The sequence below is a fragment of the Pseudomonas marincola genome (assembly GCF_900682675.2).
Classification (GTDB): domain Bacteria; phylum Pseudomonadota; class Gammaproteobacteria; order Pseudomonadales; family Pseudomonadaceae; genus Aquipseudomonas; species Aquipseudomonas marincola.
This window is the reverse complement of sequence record NZ_LR215729.2, coordinates 2,653,278-2,678,181: the sequence shown is the minus strand read 5'-3', so window position 1 is coordinate 2,678,181 and position 24,904 is coordinate 2,653,278. Positions and strand designations below refer to the sequence as shown.

The 24,904-nt window shown below is 55.1% G+C and carries 18 protein-coding genes and 2 rRNA genes; 11 read left to right on the top strand and 9 right to left on the bottom strand.

The window, feature by feature from the left end; all coding sequences use genetic code 11:
* Positions 1-162 precede the first annotated feature (162 nt).
* Positions 163-3,054, top strand: a 23S ribosomal RNA gene (locus tag PMYSY11_RS12370).
* Positions 3,055-3,177: 123 nt separating this feature from the next.
* Positions 3,178-3,293: ribosomal RNA gene (gene rrf / locus PMYSY11_RS12365) — 5S ribosomal RNA — on the top strand.
* Positions 3,294-3,555: 262 nt separating this feature from the next.
* Here the strand turns inward: rrf and PMYSY11_RS12360 are convergent.
* Complete coding sequence (locus PMYSY11_RS12360) at positions 3,556-4,290, bottom strand: phosphoadenylyl-sulfate reductase (RefSeq protein ID WP_069900124.1); 735 nt, start codon at positions 4,288-4,290, stop codon at positions 3,556-3,558.
* A 185-nt stretch (positions 4,291-4,475) separates the two neighbouring features.
* On the opposite strand from PMYSY11_RS12360, the gene thrH reads away from it, so the two are divergent.
* Complete coding sequence (gene thrH / locus PMYSY11_RS12355; RefSeq protein ID WP_090512255.1) at positions 4,476-5,093, top strand: bifunctional phosphoserine phosphatase/homoserine phosphotransferase ThrH; 618 nt, start codon at positions 4,476-4,478, stop codon at positions 5,091-5,093.
* A 90-nt stretch (positions 5,094-5,183) separates the two neighbouring features.
* On the opposite strand, the gene ppsR is transcribed toward thrH, so the two are convergent.
* Complete coding sequence (gene ppsR, locus PMYSY11_RS12350) at positions 5,184-6,002, bottom strand: posphoenolpyruvate synthetase regulatory kinase/phosphorylase PpsR (protein ID WP_150549351.1); 819 nt, start codon at positions 6,000-6,002, stop codon at positions 5,184-5,186.
* 177 nt (positions 6,003-6,179) lie between these two features.
* On the opposite strand from ppsR, the gene ppsA reads away from it, so the two are divergent.
* From ppsA to PMYSY11_RS12310, 8 genes are all read left to right on the top strand, one after another.
* Positions 6,180-8,552, top strand: coding sequence for a phosphoenolpyruvate synthase (ppsA, locus tag PMYSY11_RS12345; protein ID WP_150549350.1), 2,373 nt, complete (start codon positions 6,180-6,182; stop codon positions 8,550-8,552).
* Between the two features lie 62 nt (positions 8,553-8,614).
* Complete coding sequence (locus tag PMYSY11_RS12340; protein WP_150549349.1) at positions 8,615-9,565, top strand: alpha/beta fold hydrolase; 951 nt, start codon at positions 8,615-8,617, stop codon at positions 9,563-9,565.
* A gap of 132 nt (positions 9,566-9,697) precedes the next feature.
* Positions 9,698-10,186: a ribonuclease E activity regulator RraA gene (gene rraA / locus PMYSY11_RS12335; protein ID WP_069900129.1), complete on the top strand. Its 489-nt coding sequence runs from the start codon at positions 9,698-9,700 to the stop codon at positions 10,184-10,186.
* A 45-nt stretch (positions 10,187-10,231) separates the two neighbouring features.
* Positions 10,232-11,227 carry a CorA family divalent cation transporter gene (locus PMYSY11_RS12330; RefSeq protein WP_090512246.1) on the top strand — a complete coding sequence of 332 codons (996 nt, stop codon included), beginning with the start codon at positions 10,232-10,234 and terminating at the stop codon, positions 11,225-11,227.
* Between the two features lie 55 nt (positions 11,228-11,282).
* The gene (locus PMYSY11_RS12325; RefSeq protein ID WP_069900131.1) at positions 11,283-11,528 is read left to right on the top strand and encodes a CrfX protein; all 246 of its coding nucleotides are present in this window, start codon (positions 11,283-11,285) and stop codon (positions 11,526-11,528) included.
* 1 nt (position 11,529) lies between these two features.
* Positions 11,530-12,354, top strand: coding sequence for a mechanosensitive ion channel family protein (locus PMYSY11_RS12320; RefSeq protein WP_150549348.1), 825 nt, complete (start codon positions 11,530-11,532; stop codon positions 12,352-12,354).
* 90 nt (positions 12,355-12,444) lie between these two features.
* Complete coding sequence (gene sigX / locus PMYSY11_RS12315) at positions 12,445-13,035, top strand: RNA polymerase sigma factor SigX (RefSeq protein WP_069900372.1); 591 nt, start codon at positions 12,445-12,447, stop codon at positions 13,033-13,035.
* A gap of 110 nt (positions 13,036-13,145) precedes the next feature.
* On the top strand, positions 13,146-14,111 hold the full coding sequence (locus tag PMYSY11_RS12310; RefSeq protein WP_150549347.1) for an OmpA family protein: 966 nt from the start codon (positions 13,146-13,148) through the stop codon (positions 14,109-14,111).
* Between the two features lie 72 nt (positions 14,112-14,183).
* Here the strand turns inward: PMYSY11_RS12310 and cobA are convergent, their stop codons facing one another.
* The 7 genes from cobA to PMYSY11_RS12275 form a co-directional block, all read right to left on the bottom strand.
* The gene (gene cobA, locus PMYSY11_RS12305) at positions 14,184-14,918 is read right to left on the bottom strand and encodes a uroporphyrinogen-III C-methyltransferase (RefSeq protein WP_150549346.1); all 735 of its coding nucleotides are present in this window, start codon (positions 14,916-14,918) and stop codon (positions 14,184-14,186) included.
* A 30-nt stretch (positions 14,919-14,948) separates the two neighbouring features.
* A complete protein-coding gene (locus PMYSY11_RS12300; protein ID WP_150549345.1) occupies positions 14,949-17,657 on the bottom strand; it encodes a nitrate reductase in 2,709 nt (902 codons plus the stop codon).
* 32 nt (positions 17,658-17,689) lie between these two features.
* Positions 17,690-18,001 (bottom strand): nitrite reductase small subunit NirD, encoded by a 312-nt coding sequence (nirD, locus tag PMYSY11_RS12295; RefSeq protein WP_150549344.1) that lies wholly within the window; start codon positions 17,999-18,001, stop codon positions 17,690-17,692.
* A complete protein-coding gene (gene nirB, locus PMYSY11_RS12290; RefSeq protein ID WP_150549343.1) occupies positions 17,998-20,454 on the bottom strand; it encodes a nitrite reductase large subunit NirB in 2,457 nt (818 codons plus the stop codon). Before nirB ends, nirD begins: the two co-directional genes overlap by 4 nt.
* A 271-nt stretch (positions 20,455-20,725) precedes the next feature.
* Positions 20,726-22,393, bottom strand: coding sequence for a bifunctional protein-serine/threonine kinase/phosphatase (locus PMYSY11_RS12285; protein ID WP_150549342.1), 1,668 nt, complete (start codon positions 22,391-22,393; stop codon positions 20,726-20,728).
* Between the two features lie 87 nt (positions 22,394-22,480).
* Positions 22,481-23,692, bottom strand: coding sequence for a nitrate/nitrite transporter (locus PMYSY11_RS12280; protein ID WP_090512231.1), 1,212 nt, complete (start codon positions 23,690-23,692; stop codon positions 22,481-22,483).
* Between the two features lie 746 nt (positions 23,693-24,438).
* The gene (locus PMYSY11_RS12275) at positions 24,439-24,882 is read right to left on the bottom strand and encodes a thioesterase family protein (RefSeq protein WP_069900141.1); all 444 of its coding nucleotides are present in this window, start codon (positions 24,880-24,882) and stop codon (positions 24,439-24,441) included.
* Positions 24,883-24,904 lie beyond the last annotated feature (22 nt).

The window sequence follows — 24,904 nt, the reverse complement described above, 5'->3', positions numbered from 1 at the left end:
AAATCGTTCTTTAAAAATTTGGGTATGTGATAGAAGTGACTAATTGATTACTTTCACTGGTAATTAATTTGGTCAAGGTAAAATTTGTAGTTCTCAATTGCAAATTTTCGGCGAATGTCTACTTCACGTTAGAGACAATAACCAGATTGCTTGGGGTTATATGGTCAAGTGAAGAAGCGCATACGGTGGATGCCTTGGCAGTCAGAGGCGATGAAAGACGTGATAGCCTGCGAAAAGCTTCGGGGAGGTGGCAAATAACCTTTGATCCGGAGATGTCTGAATGGGGGAACCCACCTAGCATAAGTTAGGTATCTTGCACTGAATACATAGGTGTAAGAGGCGAACCAGGGGAACTGAAACATCTAAGTACCCTGAGGAATAGAAATCAACCGAGATTCCCTTAGTAGTGGCGAGCGAACGGGGACTAGCCCTTAAGCTTCTTTGATTTTAGCGGAACGCTCTGGAAAGTGCGGCCATAGTGGGTGATAGCCCTGTACGCGAAAGGATCTTAGAAGTGAAATCGAGTAGGACGGAGCACGAGAAACTTTGTCTGAATATGGGGGGACCATCCTCCAAGGCTAAATACTACTGACTGACCGATAGTGAACTAGTACCGTGAGGGAAAGGCGAAAAGAACCCCGGAGAGGGGAGTGAAATAGATCCTGAAACCGTATGCGTACAAGCAGTGGGAGCAGACTTTCTTCTGTGACTGCGTACCTTTTGTATAATGGGTCAGCGACTTATTTTCAGTGGCAAGCTTAACCGAATAGGGGAGGCGTAGCGAAAGCGAGTCTTAATAGGGCGTTTAGTCGCTGGGAATAGACCCGAAACCGGGCGATCTATCCATGGGCAGGTTGAAGGTTAGGTAACACTGACTGGAGGACCGAACCGACTACCGTTGAAAAGTTAGCGGATGACCTGTGGATCGGAGTGAAAGGCTAATCAAGCTCGGAGATAGCTGGTTCTCCTCGAAAGCTATTTAGGTAGCGCCTCGTGTATCACTGCTGGGGTAGAGCACTGTTTCGGCTAGGGGGTCATCCCGACTTACCAAACCGATGCAAACTCCGAATACCAGCAAGTGTCAGCACGGGAGACACACGGCGGGTGCTAACGTCCGTCGTGAAAAGGGAAACAACCCAGACCGTCAGCTAAGGTCCCAAAGTTATGGTTAAGTGGGAAACGATGTGGGAAGGCTCAGACAGCTAGGAGGTTGGCTTAGAAGCAGCCACCCTTTAAAGAAAGCGTAATAGCTCACTAGTCGAGTCGGCCTGCGCGGAAGATGTAACGGGGCTCAAACCATACACCGAAGCTACGGGTTCATCCTTTGGATGAGCGGTAGAGGAGCGTTCTGTAAGCCTGTGAAGGTGAGTTGAGAAGCTTGCTGGAGGTATCAGAAGTGCGAATGCTGACATGAGTAACGACAATGCGAGTGAAAAACTCGCACGCCGAAAGACCAAGGTTTCCTGCGCAACGTTAATCGACGCAGGGTGAGTCGGCCCCTAAGGTGAGGCAGAAATGCGTAATCGATGGGAAACGGGTTAATATTCCCGTACTTCTAATTACTGCGATGGAGGGACGGAGAAGGCTAGGCCAGCACGGCGTTGGTTGTCCGTGTTTAAGGTAGTAGGCTGAGATCTTAGGTAAATCCGGGATCTTAAGGCCGAGAACTGATGACGAGTTGTCTTTTAGACGACGAAGTGGTTGATGCCATGCTTCCAGGAAAAGCTTCTAAGCTTCAGGTAATTAGGAACCGTACCCCAAACCGACACAGGTGGTTAGGTAGAGAATACCAAGGCGCTTGAGAGAACTCGGGTGAAGGAACTAGGCAAAATGGCACCGTAACTTCGGGAGAAGGTGCGCCGGTGAGTGTGAAGGGTTTACCCCGTAAGCACATGCCGGTCGAAGATACCAGGCCGCTGCGACTGTTTATTAAAACACAGCACTCTGCAAACACGAAAGTGGACGTATAGGGTGTGACGCCTGCCCGGTGCCGGAAGGTTAATTGATGGGGTTAGCTAACGCAGAAGCTCTTGATCGAAGCCCCGGTAAACGGCGGCCGTAACTATAACGGTCCTAAGGTAGCGAAATTCCTTGTCGGGTAAGTTCCGACCTGCACGAATGGCGTAACGATGGCGGCGCTGTCTCCACCCGAGACTCAGTGAAATTGAAATCGCTGTGAAGATGCAGTGTATCCGCGGCTAGACGGAAAGACCCCGTGAACCTTTACTATAGCTTTGCACTGGACTTTGAGTTTACTTGTGTAGGATAGGTGGGAGGCTTTGAAGCGTGGACGCCAGTTCGCGTGGAGCCATCCTTGAAATACCACCCTGGTAACCTTGAGGTTCTAACTCTGGTCCGTCATCCGGATCGAGGACAGTGTATGGTGGGTAGTTTGACTGGGGCGGTCTCCTCCTAAAGAGTAACGGAGGAGTACGAAGGTGCGCTCAGACCGGTCGGAAATCGGTCGTAGAGTATAAAGGCAAAAGCGCGCTTGACTGCGAGACAGACACGTCGAGCAGGTACGAAAGTAGAGTCTTAGTGATCCGGTGGTTCTGTATGGAAGGGCCATCGCTCAACGGATAAAAGGTACTCCGGGGATAACAGGCTGATACCGCCCAAGAGTTCATATCGACGGCGGTGTTTGGCACCTCGATGTCGGCTCATCACATCCTGGGGCTGAAGCCGGTCCCAAGGGTATGGCTGTTCGCCATTTAAAGTGGTACGCGAGCTGGGTTTAGAACGTCGTGAGACAGTTCGGTCCCTATCTGCCGTGGACGTTTGAGATTTGAGAGGGGCTGCTCCTAGTACGAGAGGACCGGAGTGGACGAACCTCTGGTGTTCCGGTTGTCACGCCAGTGGCATTGCCGGGTAGCTATGTTCGGAAAAGATAACCGCTGAAAGCATCTAAGCGGGAAACTTGCCTTAAGATGAGATCTCACTGGAACCTTGAGTTCCCTAAAGGGCCGTCGAAGACTACGACGTTGATAGGTGGGGTGTGTAAGCGCTGTGAGGCGTTGAGCTAACCCATACTAATTGCCCGTGAGGCTTGACCATATAACACCCAAACAATTTGATGTTTGTGTGTCTCTGGAAGTAGAAACACCGAAAGTTTGCGAAACTACAAAGCATCACATACCCGATTCGAAGCAGCGTCCCTGACGAGGCTTCAACAAATTGCTTGACGACCATAGAGAATTGGAACCACCTGATCCCATCCCGAACTCAGAAGTGAAACGATTCATCGCCGATGGTAGTGTGGGGTTTCCCCATGTGAGAGTAGGTCATCGTCAAGCGCCTATACCAAAACCCCAGATCGTGTAAACGGTCTGGGGTTTTACTTTGTGCGCTGGAAAATGCCCGGGTGTTCGGAAGCTGTACGCAGCAGGCAGCAAAGCGGCACCACCGCTATCGCAGGCTGTTTAGCCCCGCTTCGCGGTGCTAAACAGCGCAGTCCACGGCGTTGTTATCCAGTACAGGTTGCATCTATAAAAAGCCGGTCATAAAAAAGCGCCTATGCAGTCATGCATAAGCGCTTTCGAAAAGGCGTGTGAGCTGTCAGTTCTTGGCGATCAAGTTACCAGCGTGCAGGCCGCATTCTTTTTGGGTTGCTTCTTCCCACCACCAGCGACCTTCGCGTTCGTGCTGGTTGGGCAGAACAGGGCGGGTGCATGGTTCACAACCAATGCTGATAAAGCCACGTTCATGCAGCGCGTTGTAAGGCAGTTCGAGCATGCGGATATACGCCCAAATCTCTTCGCTGGTCATTTGTGCCAGCGGATTGAACTTGTAGAGCGGCTTCTCTTCGGTGCCAAACGCGCCATCAATCTCGACAGCGGCTACCTGGCTACGGGTGCCAGGGCTCTGGTCACGACGCTGGCCTGTTGCCCAGGCGCGTACTTGCGAAAGTTTTTTGCGCAGCGGGGCTGTTTTGCGGATGCCGCAGCATTGTGAATGGCCGTCCTGATAAAAACTGAACAGACCCTTTTCTTTGACCATTGCCTGCAGTGTTTCTGCATCCGGTGAAAGTATCTCGATCTGTATCCCGTAATGGTTACGTACCTGATCGATAAACCGGTAGGTTTCAGGGTGCAGGCGTCCGGTATCCAGACTGAACACTTTGACGTTCTTATTAAGTTTCCAGGCCATGTCGACGAGGACGACATCTTCTGCACCGCTGAACGAAACCCAGAGATCATCGCCAAAATGCTCGAAGGCCAGTTTGAGGATGTCTTGTGCAGATTTGCTGGCGTATGAGGCAGCCGCTTCGGCGACATCGAAGGGGTGGTTCATCAGGCTGTATCCTTAGTTATCGTGGTGTCTGGCACCTTGTGCGGGGGATGGTAACAAAATCCTGTTATGCGTCTAAATAACCTTCAGCCATGTCTATTGCTACATTTGCGTATAAGCACGCGTTGCATGGCGTTTGCCAAATCGCTAGAGTGCCGCCTCGACTAAAAACAATCCTGGAGCATCCTGTGGAAATCGCTTGTCTCGACCTCGAAGGTGTCCTCGTTCCTGAAATCTGGATCGCGTTCGCCGAGAAAACTGGTATCGAATCGCTTAAAGCGACCACTCGGGATATTCCCGATTACGACGTGTTGATGCAGCAGCGACTGCGTATTCTGGACGAGCACGGGCTGAAACTTTCCGATATTCAGGAAGTGATCGCCACCCTCAAGCCACTCGAGGGTGCAGTTGAGTTTGTTGATTGGCTGCGCGAGCGTTTCCAGGTAGTCATTCTGTCCGACACTTTCTACGAGTTCTCACAGCCATTGATGCGCCAGCTCGGTTTCCCGACGCTGCTTTGCCACAAGTTGATCACCAATGAGCAGGATCAGGTCGTCAGCTATCAGTTGCGTCAAAAGGACCCGAAGCGCCAGTCGGTGCTGGCGTTCAAGAGCCTCTATTATCGGGTGATTGCGGCAGGTGACTCGTATAACGACACCACCATGCTGGGCGAAGCGGATGCCGGTATCCTGTTCCATGCACCGCAAAACGTAATTGCTGAATTCCCGCAATTTCCAGCCGTGCACACTTATGAAGACCTCAAACGTGAGTTCATCAAGGCTTCAAACCGCGACCTGAAGCTTTAAGGCTCTAGATAAGCTGCATGTGTTGATGCGCAAAAAAAACCACGATCGAGCTTTGGCTGTCGTGGTTTTTTTATGCCTGGCGCTGGCGCGTTATTTAAAGCGACGTTCTACGCCTTTCTCGACAAGAATTTTTGCCGAGATTTCCTCAACCGAGAAGTGCGTTGAGTTGATGGAGTTGATGTTTTCGCGGCGGAACAGGTTCTCGACCTCACGCACCTCGAACTCGCACTGGGCGTAACTGGCATAGCGGCTATTGGGCTTACGTTCGTTGCGAATCGCGGTCAGGCGCTCTGGGTCGATGGTCAGGCCAAACAGCTTCTCTTTATACTTTTTCAGCGAGACAGGCAGTTGCAGGCGTTCCATGTCTTCTTCAGTCAACGGATAGTTGGCGGCGCGAATTCCATACTGCATTGCCATGTACAGGCACGTAGGCGTTTTGCCGCAACGTGAAACACCGACCAGGATCAGGTCCGCTTTGTCATAGTAGTGCGTGCGCGCACCGTCATCGTTGTCGAGGGCGAAGTTGACCGCCTCGATGCGCTCCATGTAGTTGGAGTTGTGTCCAATGGAGTGCGATTTACCAACTGAGTAGGAGGAGTGCGAAGACAGTTCCTGTTCGAGCGGTGACAGGAACGATGAGAAGATATCAATCATGAAACCTTCGGACTCAGCGAGGATTTCGCGAATATCCTGATTGACAATGGTGTCGAAAATAATTGGCCGAGTGCCATCCCGCTCGGCAGCCGTGTTGATTTGTTGTACCATGGCGCGCGCCTTTTCCACGCTGTCGATGTATGGGCGCGTGAGTTTAGTGAAGCTGATGTTCTCGAATTGTGCCAACAGACTCTGGCCAAGCGTTTCGGCTGTAATGCCGGTACCATCGGAGATGAAGAAGGCGGTTCGTTTCATTTGCGCAATGGGCCTTAAGCTGAGTACATTTCTTGGCTATGATAGGCCTCGCTCAAGCAGGCCCAACAGCCTGCATTGTTACTTATTTTCCAGGGCCCGGCCACAATCAGGCATATTCCCTTTGCTGCGATTGCCCAGCTCCTGAGCTTTTCCAATACCTTTAGTGGAGAGATCACCTTGGTAGAGTACGTAGTTTCCCTCGATAAGCTCGGCGTCCACGATGTTGAGCACGTAGGGGGCAAGAACGCCTCCCTGGGCGAGATGATCAGCAATCTTGCCGGCGCCGGTGTTTCGGTTCCTGGCGGTTTCGCCACTACTGCGCAAGCGTATCGTGACTTCCTTGAGCAGAGCGGCCTCAACGCAAAAATTCACGAGGCACTCGACGCGCTCGACGTTGATGACGTTAATGAGCTGGTTAAAACCGGCGCCATGATTCGCCAATGGGTCATGGAAGCTCCGTTCCCTGAGCGTTTGGACAGCGAAATCCGCAAAGCGTTTGCTGAAATGGCTGGCGATAACAGCAATATGGCTGTTGCTGTGCGCTCATCGGCAACCGCTGAAGACTTGCCGGACGCCTCATTCGCCGGTCAGCAAGAGACCTTCCTCAATATCCGTGGCGTCGATAACGTAATCCGTGCGGCCAAGGAAGTGTTTGCATCGCTGTTTAACGACCGCGCTATTGCTTACCGCGTGCACCAGGGCTTTGACCACAAATTGGTCGCATTGTCTGCCGGCGTTCAGCGCATGGTTCGCTCGGAAACTGGCACCGCTGGTGTCATGTTTACCCTTGATACCGAATCCGGTTTCCGTGACGTCGTGTTTATTACCGGCGCCTACGGCCTCGGCGAGACTGTCGTACAGGGCGCTGTAAACCCTGACGAATTCTACGTTCACAAAAATACCCTTGAGGCTGGTCGCCCTGCGATCTTGCGCCGTAACCTCGGCAGCAAAGCCATCAAAATGATCTACGGTGACGAAGCCAAAGCTGGCAAGTCGGTCAAGGTTGTTGATGTGGACCGCGCTGATCGTGCGCGTTTCTGCCTCAGTGATGCAGAAGTCAGCGAACTGGCCAAGCAGGCCATGATCATTGAAAAGCACTACGAGCGTCCGATGGACATCGAGTGGGCCAAAGATGGTGATGACGGCAAGCTGTACATCGTTCAGGCTCGCCCTGAAACCGTTAAGAGCCGTGCCAGCGCCACAGTGATGGAGCGCTACCTGCTGAAAGAAACCGGTACTGTTCTGGTTGAAGGCCGCGCAATTGGCCAGAAGATCGGCGCTGGTAAGGTGCGTGTCATCAACGATATCGCTGAAATGGACAAGGTTCAGCCGGGTGATGTGCTTGTTTCGGACATGACCGATCCGGATTGGGAGCCGATCATGAAGCGCGCAAGCGCGATCGTTACCAACCGTGGTGGCCGTACCTGTCACGCAGCGATTATCGCACGTGAGCTGGGTATTCCTGCTGTAGTGGGTTGTGGCAACGCGACTCAACTGCTCAAGGATGGCCAGGGCGTCACCGTTTCGTGTGCTGAGGGCGACACCGGCTTTATCTTTGAAGGTGAGCTGGGCTTCGACATCCGCAAGAACTCGGTTGAAGCGATGCCAGATCTGCCGTTCAAGATAATGATGAACGTCGGTAACCCGGACCGTGCTTTCGACTTCGCTCAGCTGCCTAACGCAGGTGTAGGTCTGGCGCGTCTTGAGTTCATCATCAACCGCATGATTGGCGTGCACCCCAAGGCTTTGTTGAATTTCGCCGGTTTGCCAGCGGATATCAAGGAAAGCGTAGAGAAGCGCATCGCCGGTTACGACGATCCGGTCAACTTCTACGTCGAGAAGCTGGTTGAGGGTATCAGTACCCTGGCAGCAGCGTTCTGGCCGAAAAAGGTCATCGTGCGCCTGTCCGACTTCAAGTCCAACGAATACGCCAACCTGATCGGCGGCAAGTTGTACGAGCCGGAAGAAGAAAACCCGATGCTGGGTTTCCGTGGCGCCTCGCGTTACATCAGCGAAGCCTTCCGCGACTGCTTCGAACTCGAATGCCGTGCGCTGAAGAAAGTACGCAACGAGATGGGTTTGACCAACGTCGAAATCATGGTGCCGTTCGTACGTACCTTGGGCGAAGCCAGTCAGGTTATTGATCTGTTGGCGCAGAACGGTCTGGCCCGTGGTCAGGATGGTCTGAAGATCATCATGATGTGCGAATTGCCATCCAACGCCATTCTGGCTGAAGAGTTCCTCGAGTTCTTCGATGGCTTCTCTATCGGTTCGAACGATTTGACTCAGCTGACGCTGGGCCTCGACCGTGACTCCGGGATCATCGCCCATCTGTTTGATGAGCGTAATCCTGCGGTCAAGAAGCTTCTGGCGAATGCGATTGAAGCCTGTAACAAAGCCGGCAAATACATCGGTATCTGTGGTCAGGGCCCATCTGATCACCCTGATCTTGCACGCTGGCTGATGGAGCAGGGCATCGAAAGTGTCTCGCTCAACCCGGACTCTGTATTGGATACATGGTTCTTCCTTGCCGAAGGCCAGCAAGGCTGATAACCCTTCAATACAATTGATTAAGGGCGGGTTCTTCCGCCCTTTTTTGTGTCAGGTTGAAAATGCAAAGTAGCAGCAAGCTGTTTCCTGTCGCCTTGGTAAGCGCCGAAAATCGCGGTGATCTTAGTGAGGATGTTTATCGGTTAAAACCTGGCAACAGCCCGGATCGCAGTGTCGAGATTGCCCTGACGCGTCTGGGCAATGCAGGCTTTGCTAACACCAGCGGTATACCTGTAGTCCTGCTGCATGGCAGCTTTTCTAACCGACGCTTCTGGTATTCCCCAAAATGTATTGGCTTGGGACCGTATTTGGCGCGAGCAGGGTTTGATGTGTGGATTGCTGAGATGCGCGGTCACGGCCTGTCGCCTCGCAATCAGAGTTATCAAAGCAACTGCGTTGGCGATTATGCGCGTTACGATTTGCCTGCAATCAGCGACTTCATTTATGAGCAAAATGCCCGTCCGGCACACTGGATCGGTCACTCGTTGGGCGGTACGACACTGGCGGCAGCATTGGGTGGGAGCTACATGGAGCCTTCTCAAATCGCCTCGGTTGCTTTGTGCGGCAGTCAAGTCAGTCGCAATTATTGGCTGCTCAAGGTGCCACCGGTGCAGTGGGTTGGGCGCTTTGTGCTCAAGCGTTTTGAAGTGTTGTCGGGATCACGCCTAAAGCGCGGCCCGGAAGACGAGCCAATTGGTTTAGCGATTGAAGCGTTGCGCTGGCATGGCTTGTTCGGTCGTTTTGGTGATGCTGAACGCAATTGGTGGCAGGGCCTGAGCAGCGTCAGTTTGCCGGTATTAGCTGTGGCGGGGGCGGGGGACAAACAGGATCCGCCTTGGGCGTGCCGCAAGTTGCTTGAGCAGTTCGGCTCGTCTGCTCGTGAATTCATTCAGCTAAGCAAGGCTGATGGCTACGCGACGGATTACGGGCACATCGAGATGCTGGTGAGTAAGACTGCGCAGCAGGAAGTCTGGCCATTGCTACGGAACTGGATCACGCAATGCCAGGCTTGAAGTTACCCGGTGGCGCTGGCGGATTGCGTTACCGGGTGTCCTGACTTTACATTGTGCTGCTAATCGGACGTATTCGGGCGACCTGACTAAGCCTGCCACGTTTTCCAAACCATCTTCCAGAGGAGCATTCTTATGCATTACATCACTCCAGATTTGTGTGACGCCTACCCTGAACAGGTTCAGGTCGTAGAGCCGATGTTCAGCAACTTCGGTGGTCATGATTCCTTCGGCGGTGAAATTGTCACTATCAAGTGCTTTGAAGACAACTCCATTGTCAAAGAGCAGGTCGATCAGCCGGGCAAAGGCAAGGTCATGGTCGTCGACGGTGGCGGTTCCCTGCGCCGCGCGTTGCTGGGCGACATGCTGGCCGAAAAGGCTGCCAAAAATGGTTGGGAAGGCATCGTTATTTACGGCTGTGTGCGGGATGTTGATGTACTGGCACAAACCGATCTGGGTATTCAGGCGCTGGCAAGCCATCCGATGAAAACGGATAAGCGCGGCATCGGCGATCTCAACGTTACAGTGACATTCGGCGGCGTTACGTTCCGCCCGGGTGAGTTTGTCTATGCAGATAACAACGGCATCATCGTATCGCCTGTCGCATTGCAGATGCCTGAGTAAGATAAAAATTAAGACAACATTGCCAGCAGATGGGGGAGCTCAGGGATGAATGCGGATAAGGCCTCAACCGTGGGGCTTGTTCACGCCTATTTACTCGATGGCTTGGGCGGCGGTCGCCCGCTTGAATGGGAGCAGGTGGTCAGTTTGCAATTGGAGGAGAAAGAAAGCCTCTGGTTGCACTGGGATCGAAGCCATCCGGATACTCAGCAGTGGTTACGCTATGAAAGCGGGCTCAGCCAGTTTTCGTGCGACCTGCTGCTTGAGGAAAATACCCGGCCGCGCCTGCTGACATTGCCGGATAATGAGCTGCTGCTGTTCCTGCGGGGATTGAATCTCAACCCTGGCGCTGAGCCAGAGGACATGGTATCGCTGCGTATTTTTGCGGATGCGCGCCGGGCCATCTCTTTGCGTTTGCGGCCGTTGCGTGCCACTGAAAGTGTGATTGCAGACCTGCACGCCGGGAAGGGGCCGAAAACCTCGTCCGAGTTGCTGCTGGCAATGGCGGATTATCTGACCGACAAGGTTGAGTTGCTGGTTACCGAGTTGTCCGAACAGGTTGATGAGCAGGAAGACCTGCTCGATAACGACCCGGCCTTCACTCCGGACCATGGCTTGTTGCTGCAGGCGCGTCGCCGTGCCGCCAACTTGCGCCGCTTTCTGGCCCCGCAACGCGAAATATTTGCGCAACTTGCACGTAATCAGCAGCCTTGGTTTGTCGAGGATGACAGTGATTACTGGAATGAATTGCACAACCGCCTGACCCGGTATCTGGAAGAGCTCGACCTCAATCGTGAGCGCCTGAGCTTATTGCTCGAAGCCGAAAGTCGGCAAATGGACATTCGCATGAACCGGATCATGTACCGGTTTGGCATTATCACCGGGGTCTTTCTGCCGATGAGTTTTCTCACCGGCTTGCTCGGCATCAATGTCGGCGGAATTCCGTGGGCTGATAATCACTACGGATTTGCCATCGCCTGCTCGATTATGGCGGTGCTGGCGGTCGGCCAATGGTGGTTATTCCGCCGGTTGAAATGGGTCTGATGTGACTTGTGACGTTATTCGTGCATCTAGATATGCACACCTGATGAGGTAATTGATGCGCGACCCATTTGAAGATTCACTCCGCGATTTGTTGAACACGCCTTCGTCCAGTCGTGACGATGACGCGTGCCTTCATCGCGTGCTCAAGACAGCCAACCGGCAGGTCGGTGCGGGAGATCTTTTCGCATTGATGGGCAATTGGGTCGGCGCGGTAATGATGGCCCTGAATAACGGTTCAGCTCATGTCGCCCCGGTTTCGCGGCGCTCGGCTACCGCTCGTACGACAAATAAGGCTGACTGAAATGGAACTCGATCCCTGGACTCAAAGCCTGGTGGCTGCAATGACAGCTCTCTGGACCAAGGTTGCCGGCTTTATTCCCAACCTGTTTGTTGCCCTTATTCTGGTGCTGCTGGGTTTTGTGGTTGCCAAGTTGCTCGACACCTTGTTGTCAAAATTACTCGGCAAACTCGGTCTCGATCGGCTCATGGCCGGCACCGGCCTGACCAAGATTCTTGCGCGGGCCGGTATTCATGCGCCCGTTTCAACGCTGATCGGGCGCATCGTCTACTGGTTCGTGTTGTTGATTTTCCTGGTCTCGGCGGCCGAGTCGCTTGGGCTTGAGCGCGTCTCCGCGACCCTTGATGTCTTGGCCTTGTACTTGCCCAAAGTATTTGGCGCCGCATTGGTGCTGGTGGTTGGCGTGCTGCTTGCTCATCTGGTCAGTGGCATCGTGCGTGGCGCAGCCGATGGAGTCGGGCTTGATTATGCCGGTGGTCTGGGCCGTATCGCTCAGGGACTGGTCATTATCATCAGCATCTCCGTGGCTATTGGTCAGCTCGAAGTCAAAACCGACTTGCTCAATAACGTCATTGCAATCGTACTGATTTCGGTGGGGCTGGCAGTCGCGCTGGCCTTGGGCTTGGGAAGCCGTGAAATTGCCGGCCAGATCCTTGCGGGTATTTATGTGCGTGAGTTGTACCAAGTGGGGCAGAGCGTTCAGGTCGCTGACATTGAAGGTGTGATCGAGGAAATCGGTACGGTGAAGACCCTGTTGCTGACAGACGATGGTGAATTGGTGTCGATAGCCAACCGTACACTCCTAGATCAGCGGGTAAGCAGTCGTTAAATCTGCAGATCCCTGCTAACCTGAGCCATCAGCCGGTCCTGGTCAGGTCTGGCTGTTTTCGATTTTGCCCTGAAGTTGGCTAAACTCGCTTTGAATAATACTCAACAAACGTCACAGCGTTACGATCCTCGCGAGCTCACCGATGAAGAGCTGGTTGTGCGTGCACACGGTGAGTTGTTTCACATAACGCGTGCCTACGAAGAGCTGATGCGTCGTTATCAGCGAACACTTTTTAACGTGTGTTCGCGATATTTAGGGAACGAACGTGATGCGGATGATGTCTGTCAGGAGGTAATGCTAAAAGTCTTATATGGTTTGAAGAGTTTCGAAGGGAAGTCTAAATTCAAAACATGGCTTTATAGCATCACTTACAACGAATGTATTACCCAGTACCGCAAAGAGCGCCGTAAACGTCGGTTGATGGATGCTCTAAGTTTGGACCCGCTGGAAGAGGCGTCAGATGAAAAGGCGCCGAAAGTTGAAGACCCTGTTGGATTGGATCGATGGTTAGTGCATGTAAATCCAATTGACAGAGAAATTTTAGTGCTACGCTTTGTCGCAGAGCTCGAGTTTCAGGAGATCGCAGATATAATGCACATGGGCTTGAGCGCTACTAAAATGCGATACAAGCGGGCGCTGGATAAATTACGAGAGAAGTTTGCAGGTATTACCGAAAGTTAGTGCGATTGCAAATTTTCTTTTGCGTAATGACGAGTTCTGATAAGCTCGTCGCAGATTTGTGTGGAATAGATTCACGCATTTCAATCAATCACCAAGATGGGGATTTACGGATGAAACTGAAAAACACCTTAGGCATAGCTGTTGGCTCACTTGTCGCTGCTTCTTCCATGGGCGTGCTGGCTCAAGGCCAAGGCGCAGTCGAGGTGGAAGGCTTTGTTAACGAATACTTCACCGACTCGTCACGCAACTACGCACACGACGAAGGCAGTGAGTACGGCGGTTCCATTGGTTACTTCCTGACCAAGGACGTCGAGTTGGCATTGGCTTACGGCGAATACCACAGCCTGAACGGCGACTCCGCTCTGGGTAACAAGGACATCAAAGGCAGCCAGACTGACCTTAAAGCCCTGTACCACTTTGGTGAGCCAGGCGCCGGTCTGCGTCCATACGTATCTGGCGGCTTCGCCCACCAGAGCATCAGCAACACTGTTGCTGGTGGCCGTAACAGCTCCACTCTGGCTACCGTTGGCGCTGGCGCCAAGTACTACTTCACCGAAATGTTCTATGCACGTGCAGGCGTTGATGCTCTGTACAACATCGACCAGGGTGACACTGAATGGCAAGCCGGTGTTGGTGTCGGTCTGAACTTCGGCGGCGCAGCTCCAGTAGTTGCAGCAGCAGTTGTTGAGCCAGAACCAGCTCCAGTTGTTGAAGAGCCTGCTGAAATCGTTCGCGTTGAACTCGACGTTAAATTCGATTTCGACAAGTCTCAGGTTAAAGAAGAAAGCTACACAGACATCAAAAACCTTGCTGATTTCATGAATCAGTACCCACAAACTACCACCACTGTTGAAGGTCACACTGACTCCGTCGGTACTGACGCTTACAACCAGAGCCTGTCCGAGAAGCGTGCTACCGCAGTTCGTGACGTTCTGGTTAACCAGTACGGTGTAGGTGGCGAGCGTGTTGACGCTGTTGGCTACGGCGAGTCCCGCCCAGTTGCTGACAACTCTACTGCTGACGGCCGCGCTGTAAACCGTCGCGTAGAAGCTGCTGTAGAAGCTGAAGCCAAGTAATTGGTTGTAAGCTTGTAAAAAAACCCGGCTTCGGCCGGGTTTTTTTATGCGCATAATTTGCTGTTTAGTGCATTAGGCCTGCGCTGCAATTGACGCCACGGCTGTTTGCGCCACTTCGCCAATTACCAGGATCGCGGGGCTTTTCAACTCGAATGCCTTGGCGCTCTGGCTCATCTGCGCCAGATTTGAACGGCATTCCCGTTGTTCGGGCAATGAGGCGCTTTCAATCATGGCGACCGGCATGTCGCTGCGCATACCGGCGGCGATCAAGCTGCTGGCAACCTCATCTAGTTTGGCCACACCCATGTATACCACCAGCGTTGTGCCCGACTGCGCCAATGCTTGCCAGTTCAGGCTGCTGTCATCCTGAGTGTGGGCGGTTACCAGCGTGACGCCACGTGCAACACCTCTCAGTGTCAGTGGAATTGAACAGTTGGTCGCGCCTGCGAGCCCGGCGGTAATGCCGTTGACGATCTCGGCGTCGATAGCGCGATCCTTAAGCCACTCTGCCTCTTCGCTGCCCCGACCAAAAATGCACGGATCCCCACCCTTAAGCCGGACAACGCATTTGCCTTGACGCGCGTAGCGCAGCATCAACCGTTGGATGAATGCCTGCGGTGTTGAACGACAACCGCCGCGTTTACCAACCGGCAACACGCGTGCATTTTTGCAGTGCTCAAGCACGGCAGGATTGACCAGATCATCAATCAGTACCACATCTGCCATAGACAGTGCGCGCACTGCCTTGAGGGTCAGCAGCTCCGGATCACCCGGGCCTGCGCCAACTAACCAGACTTTGCCTTTCATGGGTTCTACTCCAAAGTCGCTAAAAAGTACTTAAGCGCTGAGTGCGCAGTGATGGCTGCGCAGCAGCTGATTAATCTCCGGGATGCACGAACCGCAACTTGTGCCGCAGCCCAGCTGGGTTTTCAGCTGCGCAAGATCGGCGCCGCCAGCGATGGCCGAATTGACCTGCTGCAGGCTGACATTCATGCAGTTGCACAGGGTCTTGGAGGATTCGATTGATACCGTGCCAGGCGCTGCCGATAGCGGGGCCAGAAGCCAGCGCCGCAGTGATTCGTCGGCCTGGCCCTTGTTCCATAAATCCTTAAGCCAATGGCGTGCAGCCGTTTCACCGGCGAGGCGAATAGAGGTGATGCGGCCTTGTTCGATGCGCACCCTTTTGCCGACCGCCCGTACTGGATCGTCATAGGCAAGTACCGGCCCATTATCAACGGCCAGCAGTTGGTCGATCTTGGCCAGGAGTTCGCTGTTCGGTGCTTGCTCGTTCGCGGCTGAAATCATCAGGGCCGGACGGTCGCGGCCAGTGAGGGCGAAGTTTGCATAGCTGAATGCTTCGAACAGCGGCCGTAACTGACTAAAGCGCTGTTGGACGTTGCCTTCGATCAAGGCAAATAACTGCCAGGGTAAATCAGCTTTTTCTATATTGATGGCGCAATGCTTCAGTTCGGGCTGGCGGGAAAGCGGGTCTACGGCTGGCAATGTCAGCGCATTGGTGCCGAGCCCTTTGAGAAACCGATCGCCCCAATGCATCGGCAAATAGGCCTGGCCGCTGCGGACCGAGTCATCGCCTTGCACGGCAACCACCAGTTTTCCGCGGCGACTGCTTACTCTTACCAAGTCACCGTCTTGCAGGCGGCGACGGCGTAATTCATCCGGATGCACAGACAACGCAGCCGTTTGAACATGGCCGAACAGCCGGGCCGCGTTGCCGGTGCGGCTCATTCCATGCCAGTGATCGCGCAGGCGTCCGGTATTGAGCGTGAGTGAATGGCGAGCATCGCGCTTCTCTTTCGGCGCCGCGTAAGCTTCGCTGATAAATTGTGCCCGGCCGTTGGCCGTGGCGAATTTCCCGTCGCTATACAGCCGCGCGGTACCGTGCTGCGCGCCAGCGGGGAAGGGCCACTGCTGCGGGCCAATTTCATCGAGCAGACTGTAAGTGAGTCCGCTGATGTCCAGATCACGGCCAGCGGTTAGCTGTTTGTATTGCTCGAACAGTTGTTCTTCATGGTCGAAATTGAACAGTCCGGGCATGCCGGGACGTAAGTGCTGCTCCAGCCGCCGAGCGAAATCGGTAGTAATTGCCCAGTCCGGGCGGGCAGCGCCTGGGGCAGATACCGCGCGGCGCACATGGCTGATACGGCGTTCCGAGTTTGTCACTGTGCCTGCCTTTTCGCCCCAGCTTGCTGCCGGTAGCAACAGGTCAGCGAAGGCGCAGGTTTCGGTGGTGAAGAACGCCTCTTGCACCACCACGAACGGGCAACTTGCCAAGGCTTTTTGCACGTTGTGCTGGTCTGGTAACGATTGTGCGGGATTGGTGCAGGCGACCCACAGGGCTTTGATCTTGCCGGCGTTAACTTGCTCAAACAGCTCAATAGCGCTCAGGCCCGGCGAGCTGGGCAGGCTTTCGACGCCCCAATAATCAGCAACAGCTTGGCGATCATCTGCATTGGCCGCTTCGCGGTGGCCGGGCAAAAGGTTGCTCAGGCTGCCGGTTTCACGCCCGCCCATGGCATTGGGTTGGCCGGTCAGCGAAAAAGGCCCCGCGCCAGGCTTGCCAATTTGCCCAGTCGCCAGGTGCAGGTTGATCAAAGCGCTGTTCTTGGCGGTGCCGGAACTCGATTGATTAAGCCCCATGCACCACAACGACAAGAAGTTTTCGGCTTTGCCAATCAGCTGCGCGCACTGCTGTAACTGCTCCAGCGAGATGCCGCAGATCTCGGCAACCACGCCAGGCGTGTAGTTGCGGGCCAACTGTTTTAATGCGTCGAAACCGTCGGTGTGTTGTTCGATGTAGTTTCGATCAATCCAGCCTTCCCACATCAGGATATGCAAGATGCCATGAAACAGTGCTACGTCAGTGCCCGGAAGAATGGCCACATGCACATCGGCCAGATCACAGGTGTCGGTGCGCCGTGGGTCGATGACAATAACGCGCATGTCAGGATTGGCCGCTTTGGTTTCTTCCAGTCGGCGGAACAGCACCGGATGCGCATAGGCCATGTTGCTGCCGGCAATCACGATGCAGTCGCTCAGTTCAATGTCCTGATAGTTGCACGGCGGTGCATCCGCTCCCAGGCTGCGCTTGTAACCGACAACTGCCGAAGACATGCACAGGCGAGAGTTACTGTCGATGTTGTTAGTGCCAATAAGACCGCGCGCCAACTTGTTAAACGCGTAATAGTCTTCGGTTAGTAGTTGCCCCGATACATAGAAGGCGACACTGTCGGGGCCATGCTCGCGAATAGTCTCGGCGAATACACTGGCGGCGTGGTCCAGCGCTTCATCCCATGAAGTACGCGCCCGCGCAAGTTGTTTGCCCAAGCGCAGCTCCGGATACAAACCGCGTGCGTCGAGGTCGCCAGTAAGGTGCAAAGTCGAGCCTTTGCTGCAGAGTTTTCCAAAGTTGGCAGGGTGTTCCGGATCGCCTCTAACGTCGACTATTGTGTCGCCGTCGTGCTCGATCAGAACGCCACAGCCAACACCGCAATAACAGCAGGTAGACGCGGTAGTTGTCGTGGCCATGGCCGTATCTCCCAAAAGCTTAACGTTGCGGCTCAGTTGCGCAGAGCCAATAGCACGCGACCGTTTTCAACTTTGGCCTCATGCCGGTGCGCGCAGCCTTGGTCTGGCGCTAACGCCTCGCCAGACTCCAGTTCGATCTGCCAGTTGTGCAGCGGGCAGGCGACGCGCTTGCCGTAAATCAGGCCCTGAGAGAGCGGGCCGCCTTTATGCGGGCAGCGATCGTCGAGGGCAAAGACTTCATCATCAGCGGTCCTGAACACGGCGATATCACCGCTCGGGCCGAGCACGATGCGCGAGCCCAGTGGATTGATCTCTTCGAGGGCGCATATATCCAGCCAGCTCATACCGGCACCTCTTCAACGACGGTTACAGGAATACGTTGGAATTCTTTTTTCAGCTGCGGCGTTTCTATTCGCTGTTTCCACGGGTCTTGTTCAAACGACAGCGAGTACTGCAGCCGCTCGTTCAGCGCTTTGCGGTTATCGGTATCTTCAATAACGGCTTGTTTGATGTAGTCCATGCCGACCCGTTGCAGGAAGTGCACGGTGCGCTCCAGATAAAACGCTTCTTCGCGGTACAACTGCAGAAAGGCGCCGTTGTATTCACGCACTTCCTCGGCTGTTTTAAGTTTGACGAAGAACTCGGCTACTTCAGTTTTGATCCCGCCGTTACCACCGATATACATCTCCCAGCCGGAGTCGACGCCGATAATCCCGACATCCTTGATTCCGGCCTCGGCGCAGTTGCGCGGGCAACCCGAAACAGCAAGTTTGACCTTGTGCGGTGACCACATGTTGAAAAGGTCATGCTCAAGATCGATGCCCATCTGCGTGGAGTTTTGCGTGCCGAATCGACAGAACTCGCTGCCGACACAGGTTTTCACGGTGCGGATGGATTTGCCGTAAGCGTGGCCGGACGGCATATCCAACTCTTTCCAGACGTTTGGCAGGTCGTCCTTCTTGATGCCCAGCAGGTCGATGCGTTGACCGCCGGTAACCTTGACCATCGGCACCTGGTATTTGTCGGCCACATCGGCGATGCGGCGTAATTCGGCTGCGCTGGTTACACCGCCCCACATGCGCGGAACAACGGAATAGGTGCCGTCTTTCTGGATGTTGGCGTGAGCGCGCTCGTTGATCAGGCGCGACTGTGCATCGTCGATTGCCTCGCCCGGCCAGGTTGAGATCAGGTAATAGTTGAGCGCGGGGCGGCAGGTCGCACAGCCATTGGGCGTGCTCCAGTTCAGGTGCTGTTGTACGGCCACGATGCTGGTGAGGTGGTGCTCACGGATGGCCTGACGGATCTGACCATGGGTGCTGTCGCTGCAGCCGCAAATAGCTTTCTCGCTCTTGGGCTTTACGTCCGCCGCGCCGCCAACGGTGCTGATAAGGATCTGTTCGACCAGCCCGGCGCATGAGCCGCACGAACTGGCAGCCTTGGTGTGCTTCTTGACGTCATCGACACTGAACAGGCCGTTCTCCTGAATAGCCTTGACGATGGTGCCCTTGCATACACCGTTGCAGCCGCAGACCTCGGCGGTATCGGGCATGTTGGCGGTTTTGTCCTGGCCTTGGTGGCCGACATCGCCAATCGCGTTTTCGCCAAACATCAGGTGATCACGGGTCTGGCTGATATTCTGCAGCTCGCGGATCTGGCGGAAGTACCAGCCGCCGTCTGCCGTGTCGCCGTACAGGCACGCGCCAATCAGTTGATCGTTCTTGATTACCAGCTTCTTGTAAACGCCACCGATCGGGTCTGACAGGGTGATGGTCTCGGTGCCTTCGCCGCCCATGAACTCGCCAGCCGAAAACAAGTCGATGCCGGTTACCTTGAGTTTGGTCGAGGTGACGGAGCCTTGATAGCGGGCGAAGCCGAGTTGCGCTAAATGGTTGGCGCAGACTTTTGCCTGATCAAACAGCGGCGCTACCAGACCATAGGCAATCCCGCGATGGCTGGCGCATTCGCCGATGGCGTAAACCCGTGGATCGAAGGTTTGCAGCGTGTCGTTGACCAAAATTCCGCGGTTGCAGGCAATCCCGGATTTTTCCGCCAGTTCGGTGTTCGGCCGAATCCCGGCCGCCATCACCACCAGATCTGCGGCGATCACATCACCATCGGTAAACTTAACCGCGCAGACGCGGCCGTCACCATTGTCGAGCAATTCGGCGGTGTGCTTGGGCAGCAGGAATTTCAGGCCGCGTTCGCTCAGCGATTGCTGCAGCAACTCACCAGCATTGCGGTCGAGCTGGCGTTCCATCAGCCATTCGCCGATATGCACTACGGTTACATCCATGCCGCGCAGCTTGAGGCCGTTGGCAGCTTCCAACCCCAGCAGGCCGCCACCGATTACAACGGCATGGCTGTGGGTCTTGGCGGTTTCCATCATCACTTGGGTGTCGGCGATATCGCGGTAGCCGATCACGCCTTCGAGTTTGCTGCCGGGCACCGGCAGGATGAACGGCGTTGAGCCGGTGGCAATCAGCAAACGATCATATTCGGCCACGGTGCCATCGCTGGCGATGACATGGCGCTGCTTGCGATTGATCTCGACCACTTTGCGGCCCAGCAGCAGATTGATGCCGTTATCGCTGTACCAGTTGAGGTCGTTGAGGACGATCTCATCAAAGGTTTGCTCGCCGGCTAAAACCGGCGACAGCAGAATGCGGTTGTAATTGGGGTGCGGCTCGGCACCAAATACGGTTATTTCGTACATGTCCGGGGCGAGCTTCAGCAGCTCTTCCAGCGTGCGTATCCCGGCCATGCCGTTACCGATGAGAACCAGTTTTAGCTTTTTCATGCGGACGATCTCCTGCATAAAAATCACGGAAAACAAAAAAGGCGTCCCGCTAGTTGCCTAGCGAGGACGCCTTTGTCCAAGTCCCGTTCTGTCGGGAAGTGCAGTCTTCTTCGTTGAAGATCGCGCTTTATTTAAATTGTAAATTCCTTAAAGCAGTTACCGTGCCAATTCCCCAGGCCGCTGTTTTTAAGGGCGCTGAAGGGCTGAGGGTTTGATTTTTACGGGTCTTTTGCACTGCTTTAATGCGGTATGGCTGCTTTTGGTGCATTGGTCAGCGCAGTACAGCAATGAACAGCACCACGTTAAGCGCCAGTGCGATTAGCGCTACTGTCCGCCATACAGCCAGCGGCTCGCGCTCCAGTAATGGCCGGGGGCGAATAGCCAGTGACTGGCGTTCGCCATGCTCTATCTCAAGCAACCACTGCTCAGCCGTCTCGAAACGCTCATCCGGGTCTGCACAAATGGCATGCAGCAACTGCTGATCGACCCAGACCGGCAGGTCCGGGCGATAACGGCTGGCCGCCGTCGGTTGTTTGAAATGCGGGCGTTGGAAGGCTTCAATCTCGCCATAGGGGTAATGGCCGGTGAGCGCCTGATACAGCGTAACGCCGGCTGCGAAAATGTCCTGGCTGGCGCTTGGGGCAGCGCCGTTGAAGGCTTCGGGGGCGATATAGCTCGGTGTACCCGCCACGGTTGTCGTCTCGACCGGCGACAAGCCGGGGCAGAAGGCCAAGCCAAAGTCGATAATGCGCACCTCACCGTCATCGCAGCAAAGAATGTTTTCCGGCTTGATGTCGCGGTGAATGATATTGCGCCGGTGCAGCATGCCCAGTGCCTTGATCAGTCTGGGCGCAATACGCAGCCAGTCGGCCAGGCTCAGGGGACCATCGGCTTTGAGCATTTCGGCAAGGGTTTGCCCGGTGTATTGGCGTTGCAGGTAATACAGATGCTGGCGCTGAGGTAACGGGTGCACTTCGGCAAAATGGCTGCCCGCTACCCGGCGCAAAAACCACTCTTCGAGCAACAATGCGGGGGCTGCCTGCGGTTCATCTGCGCGGTTGGCGGGCAGGGTTTTTAACAGCCAGTGCTGGCCCTGTTTGTCGCGCACGCGGTACATCAGTGATTGGCGCGACTGATGGAGCAGGTCTTCTACGTGCCAGCCTTCGAACTCTTTTCCGGGCTGTAAAACGGGAGGGGCGGGCCACTGATGCAGCTGCGCCAGTGTGTCGGCGAGGTGAGTCTCGGGCAGTGTTTCGATGTTGACTATCATTGCGCTGGCATTGTCTTGGCTGCCCGCAAGGTGCGCCGCGTGTATGAGCGCCTGCACGGCCGCCTCAGGATCGCTGGCATCGTGCAATATACTCGCAATGGTGTTATCGCTTAGCGTCGCCCACACGCCGTCTGTGAGCAGCAGAAAGCTCTCACCTTGGCGCAGCTCACCGTCCAGATAGTCGATGATTACATGCTGATCCAGGCCCATCGCCCGCTTGAGCACATGCTGCATGCCCGGCTGCTGCCAGACATGATCCTGACTGATCACCTCAAGCTTGCCGGCGAACCAGCGGTAAACACGGCAGTCACCAATGTGCGCCAGCGTGAAGCGCCGGCCGCGCACCACCAGCGCGCTCAGAGTTGTCAGCAGGGGTTGGCCGCCACCGTTGGCCTGTAGCCAGCGATTGTGGGCAATCAGCACGCGGTCGAGGCTTTGGTTAACCGACCAGGTTTCTGGCGTCGCGTAGTAATCAAGTGCCAGCGCTTGCAGGGTCGCCTGCGCAGCAAGCTGGCCGTCTGCGCACTGGCTTACACCGTCTGCCAATGCGAACAGGTGGCCTTTGCTTTCAGCCAAAGCAGGCGCGGGCGTGACGATGCGCATGGCATCCTGATTCTCCGCACGTGGCCCGGTTGCACTGGCTTCACCAAACGATAATTGCAATGCCACAGTTACCTCGGCAATTTTTGATAACGAAACGAGCGCTGCCCCGCACGCGGCACCATCAAAAGGGCTCGCGTGCGGGGCAGCAACTCATCAGACCCGTGCCGCGGTGAACGCAGCCGAGCCCCAAGTGGTGCGCCAGCGTTGCTTAACCCCGTAGAGGCCGAACCAGGCCAGAATGCCGAGGCTGGCAAATAACCAGAGGCCCAGCTGATAGTCGCCGGTGTGTTGCTTGATAGCCCCAAGGCCCGCTGCAAGCAGGAATCCACCGACGCCACCTGCCATGCCGATGAGGCCGGTCATTACCCCGATTTCCTTGCTGAAACGCTGCGGCACCAATTGGAAGACAGCGCCGTTACCCGCGCCCAGCCCAAGCATGGCGCAGACAAACAAGGCCAGTGCTGCCGCAGAACTTGGCAAGTTGAAACCCACGGCTGCGATGCAGACCGCAGCGACCGTGTACATCATCAACAGGGCGCGTATGCCACCAATACGATCAGCCAAAGCGCCGCCAAGAGGGCGTAGCAGGCTGCCGGCAAACACGCAGGCGGCCGTGTAGTAGCCAGCCGTCACCGGATTGAGGCCGTACTGGTCGCTGAAGTAGCCCGGCAGGGCGCTGGCAAGGCCGATGAAGCCGCCGAAGGTGACGCTGTAGAAGAACATGAACCACCAGCTGTCACGGTCACCCAGCGCCTTCATGTAATCGGCCAGCGCTTTCGGCTTGGGCCGGTTCGGTGAGTTCTTGGCAAGTAGGGCAAACACCACCAGCGTGATAACCAATGGAATCAGCGCCCAGCCAAACACATTCTGCCAGCCAAACATGGCGGCCAATGCAGGCGCGAAGATTGCGGCCAGCACAGTGCCAGAGTTCCCGGCGCCGGCAATACCCATGGCTTTGCCCTGATGCTCTGGCGGATACCATTGCGAGGCCAGCGGCAGGGCAACCGCGAAGGAGGCACCCGCAACGCCCAGACACAGCCCCAGCAGGATGGCGTGCTCATACGTTTCAATGCCGATTTGCCATGCAGCAAACAGCGAGGTGATAACAATCACCTGGCCAATCAAACCAGCCGTTTTCGGCGATAAGCGATCCGCCAACAGGCCCATGACGATGCGCAAAACTGCGCCGGCCAGAATCGGCGTGGCGACCATCAGCCCGCGTTGTTGGGTGGTCAGTTCGAGATCGGTAGCAATCTGTACCGCCAGTGGCCCGAGCAGATACCAGACCATGAAACTCAGGTCAAAATACAGAAATGCAGAGAACAGCGTGGGTGTGTGGCCCGCTTTCCAGAAGCTTGTATTCATCGAACACCTCATCAGCAATTAATGACCGTGGGCGAATCCGACCAACAACGTCAAAATGGCGGTTGCGCCCTGACGGTGCGTCGCACGAGTGCGTCACCGTGGCTTAAAGCCACAACAGGGTTATTGAGTAACGGGCACAACGCGCCGTGCTGGCCGGCTGTGCAAGCCCCGATCGCTGGGGTAAAACGCAAAAAACGCCGCATCAACCAAACGCAAATTGCGTAAAGCTGAGGCGACGTCTTTGTCGTAGGGTGGCAACCGCCTTTGGCTACCTGCTGTTAGCCAAAGCAAAACATGAGCCAATATTGCCAAGTGCCGCGCTAGAGCGGTTTGTATGGCTCGCTTGTAAAGTGCAGTGATTTAAAGCGGTGCAAGAGACGCGAGCAGCGCACGAAAAAGTGCGTGAGGGTTGCGCTGCAGCGTATGGCGTAATGTTCCGACAAACGCTGCGCGCTGGGTGATGCCAAGTGGCTTAGCGGGCGATGGATTGGCGCTCCGCCTGTCGGCTGTGAGTGGCCACAGTTACTGTCTCACTGCAACTCGCCGCACTACCTGTAGTGTTTTGTGCATGGGTGGGGAGCGGTGCGGTGAGTAAGACGATAGCCAGAACGTTGGACATGAATCCGGCTTGGCGAAGGTGGCTGCGCATAGCTGACATTGTGATTCCCCCGTACATTTATGATTATTGTGTTAGGCGTAGCAGAGCAATCGCGCTTTGTCACGGCGGGACTGAAAAATAATTTCAGTCAGTCGACCCAATTCACCTGAGGGAATTTGGCTTTGAAGTCTGCCGGCATGCGCACGACGGATGAGGCCACGTAGTCAAAAAACACAAAGCCCGATTTAGCCATCGCAATCAGCGCGTTGTCGGCAGGGCGAGTGATACGGAAGGTGATATCGCCGCCGTATTTGTTGAAGTCCATAACGCCGACCTCAAACAGCAACTGATCGCGGGCATGGGCTTCATTGCGGTAAGTGGTCGCAAGGTCCGTCACGATAATACCGGCACCCTCAGTGCCAGGTTCGCCAATGCCAAACTCGAACAGAAAACGCGCTCGCGCCTCGGAGATCATGGAAATCATCGAGTCGTTGCCAAGGTGGTTGGCCGCGTTGATATCGGTCACTCGTACGGTCAGTTGAGTGCTGTAGCAGTACTGGTGTTCAGGAAATTGCAGGGTCAGTCGGGCCATGATAATTCTCGCAAGGGCGGCG